This is a genomic window from Mycobacterium sp. (assembly GCF_032159565.1).
GTDB lineage: Bacteria > Actinomycetota > Actinomycetes > Mycobacteriales > Mycobacteriaceae > Mycobacterium.
The window spans coordinates 1-15,103 of the sequence record NZ_JAVHWR010000196.1 but is presented as its reverse complement, the minus strand read 5'-3'; the positions used below and the strand labels follow the sequence as shown (position 1 = coordinate 15,103).

The 15,103-nt window shown below is 66.8% G+C and carries 17 protein-coding genes; 8 read left to right on the top strand and 9 right to left on the bottom strand.

All coding sequences use genetic code 11. The annotated features are described in order from the left end of the window. Positions 1–115 precede the first annotated feature (115 nt). Both mraZ and QOC76_RS26745 read right to left on the bottom strand, forming a co-directional pair. The gene (gene mraZ, locus QOC76_RS26750) at positions 116–547 is read right to left on the bottom strand and encodes a division/cell wall cluster transcriptional repressor MraZ (protein ID WP_526362177.1); all 432 of its coding nucleotides are present in this window, start codon (positions 545–547) and stop codon (positions 116–118) included. 260 nt (positions 548–807) lie between these two features. Beyond that, complete coding sequence (locus QOC76_RS26745) at positions 808–1,212, bottom strand: SCO2097 family morphological protein (protein ID WP_526362175.1); 405 nt, start codon at positions 1,210–1,212, stop codon at positions 808–810. 222 nt (positions 1,213–1,434) lie between these two features. Here QOC76_RS26745 and QOC76_RS26740 point away from each other — a divergent pair, with 222 nt between their 5' ends. The 4 genes from QOC76_RS26740 to QOC76_RS26725 all read left to right on the top strand — a co-directional run bounded on the left by QOC76_RS26740 (position 1,435) and on the right by QOC76_RS26725 (position 5,472). Beyond that, a complete protein-coding gene (locus QOC76_RS26740; RefSeq protein WP_526362172.1) occupies positions 1,435–2,034 on the top strand; it encodes a GNAT family N-acetyltransferase in 600 nt (199 codons plus the stop codon). 25 nt (positions 2,035–2,059) lie between these two features. Continuing rightward, complete coding sequence (locus QOC76_RS26735) at positions 2,060–2,743, top strand: LppM family (lipo)protein (RefSeq protein ID WP_526362170.1); 684 nt, start codon at positions 2,060–2,062, stop codon at positions 2,741–2,743. A gap of 93 nt (positions 2,744–2,836) precedes the next feature. After that, positions 2,837–3,922 carry a bifunctional (2E,6E)-farnesyl/geranyl diphosphate synthase gene (idsA2, locus tag QOC76_RS26730; protein ID WP_526362168.1) on the top strand — a complete coding sequence of 362 codons (1,086 nt, stop codon included), beginning with the start codon at positions 2,837–2,839 and terminating at the stop codon, positions 3,920–3,922. Between the two features lie 56 nt (positions 3,923–3,978). Next, on the top strand, positions 3,979–5,472 hold the full coding sequence (locus tag QOC76_RS26725; RefSeq protein WP_526362166.1) for an alpha-(1->6)-mannopyranosyltransferase A: 1,494 nt from the start codon (positions 3,979–3,981) through the stop codon (positions 5,470–5,472). On the opposite strand, the gene QOC76_RS26720 is transcribed toward QOC76_RS26725, so the two are convergent. Further along, complete coding sequence (locus QOC76_RS26720) at positions 5,427–5,831, bottom strand: Rv2175c family DNA-binding protein (protein ID WP_526362164.1); 405 nt, start codon at positions 5,829–5,831, stop codon at positions 5,427–5,429. The genes QOC76_RS26725 and QOC76_RS26720 overlap by 46 nt on opposite strands. A 76-nt stretch (positions 5,832–5,907) precedes the next feature. On the opposite strand from QOC76_RS26720, the gene QOC76_RS26715 reads away from it, so the two are divergent. Next, on the top strand, positions 5,908–7,119 hold the full coding sequence (locus QOC76_RS26715; RefSeq protein ID WP_526362162.1) for a protein kinase domain-containing protein: 1,212 nt from the start codon (positions 5,908–5,910) through the stop codon (positions 7,117–7,119). Positions 7,120–7,141: 22 nt separating this feature from the next. Here the strand turns inward: QOC76_RS26715 and QOC76_RS26710 are convergent, their stop codons facing one another. After that, a complete protein-coding gene (locus QOC76_RS26710) occupies positions 7,142–8,530 on the bottom strand; it encodes a class II 3-deoxy-7-phosphoheptulonate synthase (protein WP_526362160.1) in 1,389 nt (462 codons plus the stop codon). A 307-nt stretch (positions 8,531–8,837) separates the two neighbouring features. Here QOC76_RS26710 and QOC76_RS26705 point away from each other — a divergent pair, with 307 nt between their 5' ends. Together QOC76_RS26705 and QOC76_RS26700 are read left to right on the top strand one after the other, a co-directional pair. Then, positions 8,838–9,320 carry an SH3 domain-containing protein gene (locus QOC76_RS26705; RefSeq protein ID WP_526362158.1) on the top strand — a complete coding sequence of 161 codons (483 nt, stop codon included), beginning with the start codon at positions 8,838–8,840 and terminating at the stop codon, positions 9,318–9,320. Positions 9,321–9,487: 167 nt separating this feature from the next. Next, positions 9,488–10,153 (top strand): hypothetical protein, encoded by a 666-nt coding sequence (locus tag QOC76_RS26700; RefSeq protein WP_526362156.1) that lies wholly within the window; start codon positions 9,488–9,490, stop codon positions 10,151–10,153. Here QOC76_RS26700 and QOC76_RS26695 read toward each other — a convergent pair. Then, positions 10,150–10,632, bottom strand: a complete 483-nt coding sequence (locus QOC76_RS26695) for a polyadenylate-specific 3'-exoribonuclease AS (protein ID WP_526362154.1) — start codon at positions 10,630–10,632, stop codon at positions 10,150–10,152. The two genes, QOC76_RS26700 and QOC76_RS26695, sit on opposite strands and share 4 nt — an antisense overlap. An 8-nt stretch (positions 10,633–10,640) precedes the next feature. Next, positions 10,641–11,525 (bottom strand): hypothetical protein, encoded by an 885-nt coding sequence (locus QOC76_RS26690; RefSeq protein WP_526362152.1) that lies wholly within the window; start codon positions 11,523–11,525, stop codon positions 10,641–10,643. Positions 11,526–11,609: 84 nt separating this feature from the next. On the opposite strand from QOC76_RS26690, the gene QOC76_RS26685 reads away from it, so the two are divergent. Next, positions 11,610–12,887, top strand: a complete 1,278-nt coding sequence (locus tag QOC76_RS26685) for a glycosyltransferase 87 family protein (RefSeq protein ID WP_526362150.1) — start codon at positions 11,610–11,612, stop codon at positions 12,885–12,887. Here the strand turns inward: QOC76_RS26685 and QOC76_RS26680 are convergent. The 3 genes from QOC76_RS26680 to QOC76_RS26670 all read right to left on the bottom strand — a co-directional run. After that, positions 12,884–13,582, bottom strand: coding sequence for a lysophospholipid acyltransferase family protein (locus tag QOC76_RS26680; RefSeq protein ID WP_526362148.1), 699 nt, complete (start codon positions 13,580–13,582; stop codon positions 12,884–12,886). The two genes, QOC76_RS26685 and QOC76_RS26680, sit on opposite strands and share 4 nt — an antisense overlap. Positions 13,583–13,633: 51 nt before the next feature. Next, positions 13,634–13,984 (bottom strand): hypothetical protein, encoded by a 351-nt coding sequence (locus QOC76_RS26675; RefSeq protein WP_526362146.1) that lies wholly within the window; start codon positions 13,982–13,984, stop codon positions 13,634–13,636. Next, the coding region (locus tag QOC76_RS26670; protein WP_526362144.1) for an ArsA family ATPase at positions 13,981–15,103 on the bottom strand (1,123 nt) is incomplete at its 5' end. The genes QOC76_RS26675 and QOC76_RS26670, both read right to left, overlap by 4 nt.

The following is a 15,103-nucleotide window of genomic DNA, read 5'->3' as shown; positions in this document are numbered from 1 at the left end:
CCCTCCGAGGAATGGCGCCCCTGCACCGTGGTCTCTGTCCGAGCGAGCGGACCTGGCGTCGGGGAAGTACGCCAGGGCCTGCTCGGACAGAGGCCGCGATACACGGTCCGCCGGATCAAATAATGTCGCGCAGAGTTTCATCGCTGGCCGCGGAGAAGTTCTCTTCGTGAATCTCTTGGTAGTTCTGCCATGCCTGGGAATCCCAGATCTCCAGGTAGTCGACCGAGCCGATCACCACGCAGTCCTTGGACAGGTTGGCGTAGCGACGGTGGTCGGCCGACAACGTGATCCGGCCTTGGGCGTCGGGATGTTGTTCATCGGTTGCGGCGGCGAGGTTGCGCAGGAACGCCCGGGCTTCCGGATTGCTTCGTGATGCGCCCGACGCCCGTCTGGCCAGTGCCTCGAACTCGGAGCGCGGATAAACGGCCAGGCTGTGATCTTGGCTCTTGGTGACCATCAACCCCCCTGCCAGCGCATCGCGGAACTTGGCGGGCAGCGTCAGCCGCCCCTTGTCGTCGAGCTTGGGCGTGTAGGTGCCGAGAAACATCCCCGCCACCTCCCGCCGGTCAGGAGCCCCGGGCGCTCCATCGCACGCCACTTTACCCCACAATTCCCCACATTGCTCCAAATGCTGGCAAAAGCCGTTGCTGTTTCCCCACGATCAGGGACCGAACATGCCGACAGGCCGACGAGGTCCATGTGATCTCGGCGCAAAAGGGCAGCTCTGACTGCTGTGGGGCGAAGTGGGGCGGCTCAGCGCAAAAAAATGGGGCAGCCGTATCGGCTACCCCACTGCGATTGGCCGCGTTATTCGTCGAAGCGGCGGCGGAACCGGTCTTCCATGCGGCTGGTGAACGACCCGCCCGAACCCTTGGCCCGCTTCTGCCGGGGACCGCCCTGCTCAGATCCGGAGCCGTCGCGGCGGCCGGACACCCGGTTTCCGGTGATCGCGAAAACGACGCCGCCGAACATCACCAGGAAGCCGAAAACGGAAAGGATCGGGAAGCTTCCGATCATGGTGGCCTTGAAAGCAACACCGCACACCAGCATCGCGAGACCGATCACGAACAGTGCCGCGCCCTGCAGTCGGCGACGAGCCGATGGGGCCCGAAGACCACCGCCGCGCACGCTCGACGCGAACTTGGGATCTTCGGCATAGAGCGCGCTCTCGATCTGATCGAGCATGCGCTGCTCATGATCGGAGAGTGGCATGCGTCCCTCCTTGCCGCCCGTCACTTGTTCTACAACACCAGGTATGACCGCGTTCGCGGACCACTAACAGTCATGATACGAGGTGAATCTGAGCCGTACCACCTAGTTCGCGCCCTGATTCTATGACGTGCGCCGCCCCCGTGACCCACCGGCTCGCCATGCCGATAATGGCACTGGCTCCCCAGACAACCTCACGAAGGCGCAGGAAGGCGGAAAGGGAAGTTGGCGACATTTCTCATCGATCTGTCGCAGGCGGACATGCAGGCGAGGCTGACCGACGCACTGGGCGTCTATGTCGACGCCATGCGGTATCCGCGCGGCACCGAGGACCAGCGGGCGTCGATGTGGCTCGAGCACACCCGCAGGGACGGCTGGAAGGCCGTCGCCGCCGTGGAGGGGCCGGATCCGACAGACGCCGCAGCTACGACCGCGGAGTTGACCGCGGCACCGATCGTGGGCGTCGCATATGGCTACTGCGGGGCGCCGGATCAGTGGTGGCAGCAGCAGGTCCTCGCGGGCCTGCAGAGGGTCGGCGCCGACCGGTCCCGGATCGCCGAGCTGATGACGAGCTATTTCGAGCTCACGGAACTGCACATCCAGCCGCGGGCGCAGGGTCGCGGCCTCGGTGAGGCGCTGACCCGCAGGCTGCTCGCGGGCCGTGGCGAGTCGTACGTGCTGCTGTCCACTCCGGAGATCAACGGCGAGTCGAACCGGGCCTGGCGGCTCTACCGCAGGCTCGGCTTCACCGATGTCATCCGCGGTTACCACTTCGCCGGCGATCCGCGACCGTTCGCGATACTCGGCCGGTCACTGCCGCTCTGACCGCCGAGTCTGGCACGATGACCTCGTGTCGAACCGCCGCAGAGTCCGCGTGCTGGCGATCGTGGCGCTGGCGCTGATCCTTCCGACGGCCGTCGGCTGCGTGCGGGTCAGGGCGAGCCTCACCGTCTCCCCCGACGATCGGGTGTCGGGCCAGATCGTCGCGGCCGCCAAGCCTCGGGCGGCCGACGACAAGGGTCCGCAGCTGCTCAACAACCTGCCCTTCAGCAACAAGGTCGCGGTGTCGGACTACGACAGGGACGACTACGTCGGCTCCCAGGCGGTGTTCTCCGACCTGACCTTCGCGGAGCTGCCGCAGCTGGCCAACATGAACCGCGACGCTGCGGGCGTCGACCTATCACTGCGTCGCGCAGGCGATCTCGTGATTCTTGACGGCCGAGCCGATCTGACCTCGCTGACCGACCCCGATGCCGACGTGTCGTTGTCCGTGTCGTTCCCCGGCGAGGTCACGTCAACCAACGGTGACCAGGTGGCGACCGAGGTCGTCGAATGGAAACTCAAGCCCGGCGTGGTGAGCACGATGTCGGCGCAGGCGCGGTACACCGATCCGAGCGCCCGCTCGTTCACCGGAGCGGCGATCTGGTTGGGTCTGGCGTCGTTCCTGGTGGCAGGCATCCTCGCCGCATTGGCCTGGGTGAACCGGGACCAGTCCCCTCGCTTCGCCGATCCCGCCACCACATCGAGGAACTAGCAGCGCCCTGGCTTGCTACGAAGCGTTGGGAACGCTCTACTCTGAAGGCACTCGGGGGCCAGAACTTCGACTGAAAGGGGCGGGGCGCTGAGCGTGGATACAGCGGCACCGTCAGCCGTCGAGTTGGCCGACGCCGTGACCGATCAGCTGCGGGAGTACCTCGAAGCGCGCCGCAGCGACTGCGCCTACATCGGCACCGACTACGCCGATCTGACCGCGGCGCTCGAGGAATTCGTGCTACGTGGCGGCAAGCGGCTGCGGCCCGCCTTCGCCTACTGGGGCTGGCGTGCGGTCGCCGACCCGAATGAGCCGGTGGACCCCTCGACGCTCCGGTTGTTCGCGGCGCTGGAACTGCTGCACGCGTGCGCGTTGGTGCACGACGACGTGATCGACGACTCGGCCACCCGCCGCGGTCTGCCCACGGTGCACCGGCTCTTCGCCCAGAAGCACCGCGACCGCAGCTGGAGCGGATCCTCCGAGCAATTCGGGCTCTCGGCGGCGATCCTGCTCGGGGACCTCGCGCTGGTATGGGCCGACGACATCGTCGCGACGGCCGACCTGAGCCCGGACGCACAGCGTCGAGTTCAGCGGGTCTGGTCCGACATCCGCACCGAGGTGCTCGGCGGCCAGTATCTCGACATCGTCGCCGAGTCCAGTGGGGCGACGACGGTGGCATCGGCGATGAACGTCAACACTTACAAGACCGCGTCGTACACCATCACCCGACCGCTGCAGCTCGGCGTGGCCGCGGCCGCCGACCGGCCCGACGTGCAGGCGATCTTCCACGAGGTCGGCAACGAGCTCGGGGTGGCTTTCCAGCTGCGTGACGATGTGCTGGGCGTGTTCGGCGACCCGGCGGTTACCGGCAAGCCGTCGGGTGACGACCTGCGCTCCGGTAAGCGCACCGTGCTGCTCGCCGAAGCCATCGAGCTCGCCGCCAAGTCGGACCCCGGGGCCGCCGAGCTGTTGCGCTCCTCGGTCGGCACCGAACTCTCCGATGCGCAGGTGCGCGACCTGCGCCGCGTCATCGAGTCGGTCGGCGCGCTGGCCGCCGTCGAAGAGCACATCGAACTGCTCACCACACGGTCGCTGGAAGCCATCGACGCCGCACCGATCGACGCCCAGGCGAAGGCGGGGCTGGCCAAGCTCGCCAGGTTGGCCGCCAACCGGTCCGCCTGAGCGCGCGGACGTGAGGAGCAATTGGGGCACGCGGACGTGAGGAGCAATTGAACGCAGTGACGACCTTCTCGCGGCTGTCCTCGTTCAGCACATCTCCGGAGGCCCGTCCCGCTCTGCTGGGCTTCCTTGGTGCCGCGATGGTCACCGCGGGCGGGCTTGGCGCGGGCAGCACGCGACTGCATGATCCGCTTCTGGAGTCGATACACCTTTCGTGGCTGCGATTCGGGCACGGTCTCGTGCTGTCGTCGGTGCTGCTGTGGGGCGGTGTCGCGGTGATGCTGTTCGCATGGCTATGGTTGGGACGCAGCGTAATCGACCGATCGGCGCGCGAGTACACGATGGTGGCGACGACCGGTTTCTGGCTGGCGCCGCTGTTGCTCTCTGTGCCGGTGTTCAGCCGCGACACCTACTCCTACCTGGCGCAGGGCGCGCTGCTGCGGGACGGCTTCGACCCCTACGCGGTCGGACCGGTCGACAACCCGAATTCACTGCTGGACAACGTCAGTCCGATCTGGACGACGACGACGGCTCCGTACGGGCCCGCCTTTATTCTGGTCGCTAAGTTCGTCACGATGCTCGTCGGCGACCACGTCGTCGCGGGCACGATGGTGCTGCGACTCTGCATGCTGCCGGGGCTGATGCTGCTGATCTGGGCCGCGCCCCGGCTGGCCCGTCACGTCGGCGCGAACGGGGCGGCCGCGCTGTGGATCTGCGTGCTCAACCCGCTGGTGATCATCCACTTGATGGGTGGTGTGCACAACGAGATGCTGATGGTCGGGCTGATGGCCGCGGGTATCGCGCTGATCTTCGGCCGCCATCCGGTCGCCGGCAACGCGCTCATCGTTGTCGCGGTTGCCGTCAAAGCCACAGCCGGCATCGCACTCCCGTTCATGGTGTGGGTGTGGGCGCGTCAGCTTCGGGACAGCCGTAACCTCTCGGCGCTGAAGGCGTTCGCGGCCGCCGGCGCCGGATCGGTAGCGATCTTCGTCGCGGTGTTCGCCGTGCTGTCCTGGCTGGCCGGTGTCGGCCTCGGCTGGCTCACCGCGCTGGCCGGTTCGGTGAAGATCATCAACTGGCTCACGGTGCCGACCGCCGTGTCCAACCTCGTCAACGCCGTTGGCGGACTGTTCTTCCCGGTGAACTTCTATGCTGTGCTCGAGGTGGCCCGGATCGTCGGGATCGCAATCATCGGAATCTCACTTCCGTTGCTGTGGTGGCGGTTCCGCCACACCGACCGGCAGGCGCTGACCGGCATCGCGTTGGCGATGGTGGTTGTGGTGCTGTTCGTACCCGCCGCCCTGCCCTGGTACTACACCTGGCCGCTGGCGATCCTGGCGGCACTGGCCCAGAGCAGGCAGGCCATCGCCCTCATCGCCGGATTCTCGACGTGGATCATGGTCATCTTCAAACCCGATGGCAGCCATGGCATGTACTCGTGGATTCACGTACTGCTGGCCACGGTTTGCGCCGCGATCGCGTGGTACTCGCTCTATAAGGACCCCGATCAGTACGCCATCGCCTGGGCGCGGCGCACCACCTCGCGGGCCTGATGCGAGTGCAGCGCATCGACGGGCCGGGCGTTGTCCTGGCGTTCCACCGATCCGTCGCGCCTGATCGTCAACGACGGATCCGGTGTGAACAGCCAACGGACGATCTCGGTGTTGCGGTATCCGCCGTCGTGCAGGAGGACGAGCAACCCGGGCAGGCTCTTGACGACCTGACCGGTGTCGTCGAAGAACGCCTTCGGCACCACCACCGCCCCTTCGCGGCGGACACCGACCAGGTGGCCGTCCCGCAGGTGCTGATGGACCTTCGTCACAGGGACACCGAGCAATTGGGCGACATGCGGCAGGTCGAAGACGTCTTCGCCGGGTTCGAGCACATCGTCAGCGGCTGGAATACTGCTCACCGCCCCGAGTGTAGGGCGCGCGACGCGTCCTGGGACGCGCTCGGCAACCACAGTTGCGGCTGTATCGCTCCGTAACATGATTGCGGTGGAGACCTACCAGCAATCCGAGCCGCTTGTCGGGGTCGTGCTGGATGGGCGCTACCGCGTCGACACCTTGATCGCGACGGGCGGGATGTCGGCGGTGTACCGCGGGTTGGACCTGAGGCTGGATCGTCCGGTGGCGCTGAAGATCATGGATTCGCGGTACGCCGGCGACAACCAGTTCCTGACGCGATTCCAGCGCGAGGCCCGCGCCGTCGCCCGGCTGAAGGACCCCGGTCTGGTCGCCGTGTACGACCAGGGCATCGACGGACACCATCCGTTCCTGGTGATGGAGCTGATCGAGGGCGGCACGCTTCGCGAACTGTTGACCGAGCGCGGGCCGATGCCGCCGCACGCGGTCGCCGCGGTGCTTGGTCCGGTGCTCGGCGGGCTCGCCGTCGCCCACCACGAAGGACTGGTGCACCGCGACGTCAAGCCGGAGAACGTGTTGATCTCCGACAACGGCGACGTCAAGATCGCCGACTTCGGATTGGTGCGCGCCATCGCGGAGGCAAAGATCACCTCGACCAGCGTGATCTTGGGCACCGCGGCCTATCTGTCACCCGAACAGGTCAGCACCGGCGACGCAGGCCCCACAAGTGACGTCTACGCGGCGGGCATTCTCACCTACGAGCTGCTGACCGGCACCACCCCGTTCACCGGCGACTCCGCGCTGGCGGTGGCATACCAGCGGATAGACCACGACGTCCCCCCACCCAGCGCCGTGATCAGCGGGGTGCCGAGACAATTCGACGAACTGGTGCTACGTGCGACCGCGCGCGATCCGGCCGGCCGTTATACCGATGCAGAGGACATGTCGGCCGAACTCGAGGCGATCGTCGGCGAATTGCGCCTGCCCGACTTCCGGGTGCCCGCGCCGCGCAACTCCGCGCAGCATCTGTCGGCGGAGGTGCACCGCAGCCGGGCTACCCATAACGCCACCACCGACACCGTCCGGCCCGCGCCGCCGCGTCAGCACACCCGGGAGCTCACCCGCGGTCCGGACGACTGGCAGTCCGACGAACCGGAAACCGAACATCAAGGCCTCGCAGGACGATTCGCGGGGATCGATATGAACGAGTTCCACTGGGCGCGCCAACGCGCCAGGCGCGCGCTGTTCTTCTGGGTGATCGCCGTGCTGGTCCTCACCTGTTCGCTGGCCGCCGCCGCGTGGACGATCGGCAGCAACCTGTCCGGGCTGATCTGAGGCGCGCAGCACCCCGAGCGAGCTAATCGCGGAGCATCTCCGCGACCAAGAACGCCAACTCCAGCGACTGCTGGGTATTGAGCCGCGGATCGCATGCGGTCTCGTAGCGGCCCGCCAGATCGGAGTCCGAGATGTCCTGTGCGCCGCCGAGGCATTCGGTGACGTTCTCGCCGGTGATCTCGACGTGCATGCCGCCGGGATGCGTGCCCAGCGCCCGGTGCACCTCGAAGAACCCCTGCACCTCGTCGACGATGCGGTCGAAGTGGCGGGTCTTGTAGCCGGTGGACGACTCGTGGGTGTTGCCGTGCATCGGGTCGCACTGCCAGATGACCTGGTGACCCGTCGCCTGCACCTTTTCGATGATCGGCGGCAGCAGGTCGCGCACCTTGTTGTTGCCGAGCCGGCTGACCAGCGTTAGGCGACCGGGCTGGTTGTGCGGGTCGAGGCGCTCGACGTACTCGACGGCCAGCTCGGGCGTCATCGTCGGGCCTATCTTCACGCCGATGGGGTTGGCGATCACTTCGGCGAACGCGACGTGCGCCCCGTCGAGCTGACGGGTGCGCTCCCCGATCCACACGTAATGCGCCGAGAGGTCGTAGAGCTTCGGCGTCCCCTCTTCGTCGCGCGACAGCCGCAGCATGGCCCGCTCGTAGTCGAGCACCAAAGCCTCGTGGCTGGCGAAGATTTCGGCGGTCTGCAGGTTTCGGTCGTCGACGCCGCACGCGCTCATGAACGTCAGCCCGCGGTCGATCTCGCCTGCCAGCGCCTCATAGCGAGCGCCCGCAGGCGAGGTCCGGACGAACTCCCGGTTCCAGTCATGCACCGCGTGCAGCGATGCCAGACCCGACGAGGTCAGGGCCCGCACCAGGTTCATCGCGGCGCTGGCGTTGGCATACGCGCGCACCAGCCGGGATGGATCGTGTTCGCGCACCGCCGCGTCTGGGGCGAAGCCGTTGATCATGTCTCCGCGGTAGGACCTCAGGCCGAGCGCATCGATGTCGGCGGATCGCGGCTTGGCGTACTGGCCCGCGATGCGGGCGACCTTGACCACCGGCATGCTGGCGCCGTACGTCAGCACCACCGCCATCTGCAAGAGTGTCCGGATATTGGCGCGAATGTGCGGTTCGGTGTTGTCGACGAACGTCTCTGCGCAGTCCCCGCCCTGCAGCAGGAATGCCTTGCCCAGCGCGACATCGGCCAGCAGGCCCTTGAGCTTCTCGATCTCCGAGGGCACCGTCACCGGTGGCACGCTCTCCAGCACGGTCCGCATCGCCTTGGCCTGCTCGGGGTCCCAGCTGGGCTGTTGCGCGGCCGGCTTGGCCAGTGCGGCGTCCAGCCGGTGCCGCAGCTCGTCGGGCAGCGGCGGCAGGTCCGGCAGCTGGTCGATGGGTACGTCGACGGTCCAGTTCACTCATACATGGTAACTGGCTCAGACCAGCCGTTTTACCTGCGGGCAAGTGCGACAAACGTAGGGGAACACCCGATTCATTGTCACCGATATACAGCTAACGTCCAGCTTGGTGTCATCGACGACACCTGAGAAGACGGGAGCAATCTGATGCCAAAGGACACGATTCGCAGGACACGAACACTCGCCGCAGTCGCCGTAGCGGTAGCGGGCGCGGGCGTGTTCGCGTAGCTCCTGCTCACGCCGCCCCGGGCAACTGCGAGCAGTGGGGTTTTCCGGCCCGACCAACATAAAGCTGAGCACGGGTCCCATGCTCTCATTCGATGCCGAAGAGTCGTCCACCGTAAACGATAAGTTTGCCACCGACGCCAGACAGGACAACGGCAAGATCATCGGCGGCATCGAACCCAATGGCTTTGTCGCTCTCAGGTACACAAGTGACACGTTCCCCGACGACCCACCGCTCAAGCTCGTTGGCGACGTCACTCCGGACGGGAAGGCGCGAGGCAACTTCACCGCCAAACTCAATGGGACCTGGGAGCTGGTGACACCGCTCAAGTGCCTGACGCCCGCCGCAGGCCAAGGTCAAGGTGGCAACTCGCGAGAGGTCACCGGCGACGTCGACGCGTACGACTCCCCCGGCGGGGCGGGCACCGTCGTTGGCACGCTCCAGGGCGGCGAGGGTCAGCGAGTGAACCTCGGCTCCGGATGCCGCGACGACAACTGGTGCAACGTCGCCTTCCCGGGAGGACCCGGCGGCACGGCCTGGGTGTGGGGCGACTTCCTGAAGTAAGCGTCGTGCGCGTCGTGCACGTCGTCGGGGAGCGTCGCAAACCCGTCGTTCGAACACGGCCGGGATCGACAAACGTAGGGAAACACCCTATTTCTCCGCAGGTTCGCCGGAGCTAACGTTTGCTGATGAGGGTCACTGACCTGCAGATCTTGTGAATGGAGTAGCGCATGTCGAAGGGCACATTCTGTAAGACATCACCGTTGTTCGCGGCGGCAGTGGTGGCGGCGGGCGCGGGATTGATCAGTCCGGCTGCACCCGCGCAGGCCGCCGACTGCCAGCAGTGGGGTTTTCCCGGACCGGTGACTATCAGGCGAGACACAGGCGAGACCGTCAACTTCACCGCCAACGGCGCCAGCGCAGGCGCACCTGCTACCTGGGACCACAACCAAGGCAGCGTCGAACACGGCAACATATCGGGCAACATCGGACCCGACGGCGGTGTCTCGCTCACGTACTTCGATAACAGCGGAACCGCCATCCCACTCAACGGTCAGGTAGGCCCGGACGGCAAGGCGACGGGTATGTCGCCGCCCGACAACAGCGTCGCCTGGCACACCGTCGCGCCGCTCACCTGTGTCACACAGGGCCCGAAAGAGGGACCGTCCATCACGCTCGATCCCATCCTCGGCGGATTGGTCATTCACGTCACCGACCACAGCGGGACGACGTCGCAATGCCAGTACGGTTCGGACCTCGTCAGCCGCTCGTTCAAGCTGCCCGCGAACTCGACGGTCGACCTGAAGATCGTCCCGGCCGTTCCGCTGTTCGTCGACCATCCGGTCGACATCACCTGCGACAACGGCGCCGTAACCCACACCAGCGCGTTCTTCTAAACACCACCGGTCATCAGCTGATACCGCCGCAGGTTGTGCTTCGCGTCGACGAGTGCGTCGTGCGCGTCGCGCGGCCGCGGCGGCATCCGCGGGCATCCGCGTTCCTCCCAGAACTGGCGAAGCTCACGGGTGAACCGCGGGATGGCAGGCGGCAGTGCGGTCATCGGCCCCCACAGCTGACACAACACCACGTGGTCGTAGGCGCCGACCCAGGCCCACAGCTCGATCGGCTCGTCGCCGTCGATGCCGAAGAAGTCCTCCAGCTCAGATCGGATCTGCCTGCGCGACCGCCACAGTTGCGACGACGGCGGCGGCAGCTTGGGCAGGACATGCGTCCGGACCCAGCGTCCGGCCCGCTCGGGATCGAATTCGCTTGATATCGCGTAGTATTCGCGGCCGTCTTCGGCGGCGACGCCGATCGAGATGAGCTCGATGGTGCGCCCGTCGTCTATGAACTCCGTGTCGTAGAAGTACCTCACGTCGCGCCCTACACAGTCGCTTTCTCGGAGGCCGGCGGACTATCAGTCGGCGGCGCGGGAGCGGGGCGGATCTCGCGATCCAGCTGCTCATTGACCTCGCGATCGTCGGGGAAGTGCGGTTCGCCGGCAACAACGTGCTGCAGCCACAGCTTGGCCTGGACCACCGGCCTGCGCAGCGTGCGTTCCCGCAACAGCGCGCGGTGCATCTTGCGCGGCTTGCCCGTGTACCGCCAACGCGCCCACGGCGCGTGCGGGCGAGACAGCCGGATCGCCCCGATGAACAGCAGCGGGGTGATGAACATGCCGACAAGGCCGGTCCACACCTTGCCCTTCAGCAGCACGATCACCGCGAGCACCAGCGTCGCCACCGCCAGCGCGATCACCACCGCCCGCGCCGCCACGCTGTGGTCGGACCGCCAGATCCCGACGTCGAAGAACGACAGTGGGTTGAAGCCGAGGATCAGCAGTCCGGCCACTGCGATCGCCGCGAAAACCGCGTCGACCGACGTTCGCCCGTCCTCGGCCCAGTACACGTCCTGAAGATGCAGGATCAACGCGAACTCATCGAGAACCAGCGCCGCGCCGATCCCGAAAAATGTTGCCGCCACCGTGAATTCGGGTACTCCACCGTTGACGGCAAGCGTCACCATGGCGATGCCGGAAATCATGACCAGGATCACACCGATCACCACGTGATGGATGTGGATGCCTCCGCCGGCCGAGATGTTGCGCGGTTGCCACCATTTGCGGGGCTTGTCGCTGTCGGCGTGGCTCCGGATGTAGCGAACGATCGTGCGGGTGACGAAGAAAGTCAGGATGAACGCGACGAGGCAGAAGACGAGCGGCAGCCGCCCGTGCGGGATCCCGATGCCGAGGTCAAACGACAGATGCACGCAAAAAACTTACGCCGTCGGGGCCGCGACGTGCCGAGGATATGGTCCGACGCGCCGCGGGCGGCCGATAGTGTGTTGTCCGAGATGAGTATGTGGCGGTCGCCCGGCGGGGCTAGTTGGTGGCCCACCGGCGCGTGGCGGCTGTTTCAGCTGCTCACGCTGGCTGCGGTGGTGTGGGCCGGCTGGCGGCTGCTCGGCCACGTCACCTACCGCATCGACATCGACGTCTACCGCATGGGCGGTCGGGCCTGGCTGGACGGCAAGCCGCTGTATGCCGACGGCGCCATGTTCGAGACCCGCGCGGGGCTGGAACTGCCGTTCACCTATCCACCGCTCGCGGCGATCGCATTCGCCCCGTTCGCCCTGCTCCCGCTCTCGGGGGCCGGCGCCGCCATCACGGTGACCACCTTCGTGCTGTTGATCGCTTCGACCGTGATCGTGCTGACCCGCCTCGACGTCTGGCCGCAGTCGTCGATCACCTCCGAGCCCGGGTGGCTGCGGCGGTGCTGGGTGGCCGCGGCGATCGTCGCCCCCGCGGTGGTCTACCTGGAGCCGATCCGGGCGAACTTCGACTTCGGCCAGATCAACGTCGTGCTGATGACGCTGGTCATCGCCGACTGTGTACCCCGCAGGACGCCGTGGCCGCGCGGCCTCCTTCTCGGCGTGGCGATCGCTTTGAAACTCACGCCCGCGGTGTTCCTGCTGTACTTCGTGCTGCGCCGGGACACCCGCACGCTGATCGTCGCCGCCTCTTCGGCGGCCGTGGCCACCCTGGTCGGCTTCGCGTTCGCATGGCGCGACTCGCGGGAGTACTGGACCGATACCGTCCGCAACACCGACCGCATCGGCACCGCGACGCTGAACACCAACCAGAACATCGCGGGCGCGTTGGCCCGGCTGGGCCTCGGCGAAGGCGAACGGTTCGTGCTGTGGACGCTGCTGTGCTTCGCGGTGCTGGGGGTGACGATCTGGGCGGCCCGGCGCGCCCTTCGGGTGGGCGACCCCGTCCTGGCACTCGTCTGCGTGGCGATGTTCGGCCTGGTGGTGTCGCCCGTGTCGTGGTCGCACCATTGGGTTTGGGCGCTGCCGACGGTCATCGTGTGCAGCGTGGTCGCCTACCGGCAGCGGCATGCGCTTCTCGGTGCGGTCACCGCTGCCGGGATCGCCTCGATGGTGTGGACGCCGATCACCCTGATGCCCGAACACCACGAGACGACGGCGTCCCTGTGGCGCCAGCTCGTCGGCGGCTCCTACGTGTGGTGGGCGCTGGCCGTCATCGTGGTTGCCGGAGCGGTGTCCACCCGCCAGGGCGACTCCCGACCCGCCGCGCTCGGCGCGGCTCGTGTGCCTGCTACGAACTAGGCAGCGAGCTCTGCGGCGGGTTGTTTACCCTCCTTGATGTCGGCGGCGTACAGATCGACGTACTCCTGGCCCGACAGCCGCATCAGCTCGTACATCACCTCGTCGACGACCGCGCGCTCGATGAACCGGTTGCCCTCGAGGCCTTCGAACCGGCTGAAATCCATCGGCTTGCCGAACCGCACGGTCACCCGCGCGAACCGCCACGTCTTGCTGCCGGGCGGGTTGACGGCGTCGGTGCCAATCATCGCGACCGGGATGACCTTCACACCGGTTCGCAGCGCCACCCGGGACATCCCCGTCTTGCCCTTGTACAGCCTGCCGTCGGGCGAGCGGGTGCCCTCGGGATACATGCCGAGCAACTTGCCCTCGTTAAGCAACCGCGAAGCGGTTTCGAGTGCGGCCTGCGCGGAGCCTGCGTCGGTGCGGTCGATCGGCACCTGCCCGGCCGCGGTGTAGAACCAGCGCTGGAACCAACCCTTGAGCCCGGTACCGGTGAAGTACTCGGACTTGGCCAGGAAGGTGATCCTGCGCTTGACGACCAGGGGTAGGTAGAAGCTGTCCGCGACGGCCAGGTGGTTACTCGCCAGAATCACCGCGCCGGAGTCCGGAACATATTCCAGCCCTTCGACTTTGGGCCGGCCGAGCAATGTGAGCAAGGGACCCATGAAGATGTATTTGAACAGCCAATACCACATGGACCCTCCCGGATTGGGCGCACCGGCTGGTGCTTGGGGACAACTCTACCGTCACTCCTCCACGGTGACCGGAATGTGCTGATACCGGCTGGGCCCCGAAGGCGGCGGTTCGTCGGGCGGCGGCCGATCCGGGGCAGGCGTCGATTCGGTGCCGTCGACCATTGCGCGCACGACGGTCAGCAGCGCCACGCTGTGTTCGGCGACAACGGTCAGCAACGGGTGCTGTTCGCCACTCACCAGAGCCGCAAGCGCACATACCGGACACCACACCTGCTGGCACTTGCCTGATCCATCGGCGCCGACCGCCGCCGCCGCGGCGGCCCGCACCGCGGGATCGATGCGATCGAGGATCGACTGCGCCAGCGCCCGCAACTCCGGACCGAGATCGGCGTGCTCGCTCATGACGGCCACACCTCCGGATCGGGTTTGAATCGCACGGTCAGCTCGCTCCCCTTGAGCTGTGCATCCATCACGATGCACCGCCGCAGGACAGACGCCAGCCGGACCCGGCGCCGCATGCCGCCGGCGCCGATGACCAAATCGTCATCGACCCGACCAAGGGTCAGCGAGGTCGAGTCGATCTGAGGCAACTCTAGCCGCATCCGATAGACCGAATTCAACCCAGAGCCGGACTCACGGTCGACCACCGGCCGCAGCGGGCCGGGCGGCGGGGAGCCGTCGCGCTTGCGGGCACATTCGAGCAACTCACTGAGCGCCTTCGGGCCGATCGGTTCACCCGCGAGGTGCGGCACCAGCACCAGCTGCATATCGCCGATGGTGGCGTCGAGTTCGTCGAGCACGATTCGTTGTTCGGAGATTCGCTCGGCGTACCAGTCGAAGGCGGGATGCGCGGGCAGGTTGCGGTATTCGTACGAATCATCTTGCACCAAGATCTGATTGACGATCAGCTCGTCGACCCGAACGCCCATCAACGCCAGCGAGCCGAGGGTTCGGGCGGCCTCGGCGGCCACCACCCGCTCCGCGGTCAGCACGAGGTGCGCGCCCACCCAGTTCCCGTCGGTGAGCAGGGCGGTCAGCGCACCGGTACCCGCGTCGACACGTTCCATCAGCTCGACGATCGCCGCGGCGCGGGAATCGTCGGCCGCCGAGCTGAGCCTCCGGTGGCGCGGCCACGCCCGCTCCAGGTACAGACCGAAGGTGGACGGCAGCGTCAGCATCCGCAGCGCATCGGCAGTCGATGCACAGTCGACGACGACGTGGTCCCACTCCCCCGATTTCGCCAACTCGCCGACGTCGTGCAGGCCGAGCACCTCCTGAATTCCGGGAAGTGCCGAAAGTTCTTCTGGGGCAATGCTTCCCAGCTCTGATTCATTGAAACGGGCGGTCAGCATCCCGGCGATGTCCCGCCAGCGCGCCTCCAGCAGGGCCAGCGTGTCGAGGGCCAGCGCGTCCAGGAGCCCGCCACCGGCGTCCACATCGTCGGCGAGCACCCGCGTCGGCTCGCGGACACCGGTGGGCACGACGGGCGTGCCGAGCACATCGCCGAGCGAGTGCGCCTGG

What these genes read in the sequence shown, in the direction of transcription:
- mraZ (WP_526362177.1), bottom strand. Translation starts at nt 547, where the DNA reads ATGTTTCTCGGCACCTACACGCCCAAGCTCGACGACAAGGGGCGGCTG.
- QOC76_RS26745 (WP_526362175.1), bottom strand. Translation starts at nt 1,212, where the DNA reads ATGCCACTCTCCGATCATGAGCAGCGCATGCTCGATCAGATCGAGAGC.
- QOC76_RS26715 (WP_526362162.1), top strand. Translation starts at nt 5,908, where the DNA reads ATGATTGCGGTGGAGACCTACCAGCAATCCGAGCCGCTTGTCGGGGTC.
- QOC76_RS26705 (WP_526362158.1), top strand. Translation starts at nt 8,838, where the DNA reads ATGCTCTCATTCGATGCCGAAGAGTCGTCCACCGTAAACGATAAGTTT.
- QOC76_RS26700 (WP_526362156.1), top strand. Translation starts at nt 9,488, where the DNA reads ATGTCGAAGGGCACATTCTGTAAGACATCACCGTTGTTCGCGGCGGCA.
- QOC76_RS26685 (WP_526362150.1), top strand. Translation starts at nt 11,610, where the DNA reads ATGAGTATGTGGCGGTCGCCCGGCGGGGCTAGTTGGTGGCCCACCGGC.
- QOC76_RS26680 (WP_526362148.1), bottom strand. Translation starts at nt 13,582, where the DNA reads ATGTGGTATTGGCTGTTCAAATACATCTTCATGGGTCCCTTGCTCACA.
- QOC76_RS26675 (WP_526362146.1), bottom strand. Translation starts at nt 13,984, where the DNA reads ATGAGCGAGCACGCCGATCTCGGTCCGGAGTTGCGGGCGCTGGCGCAG.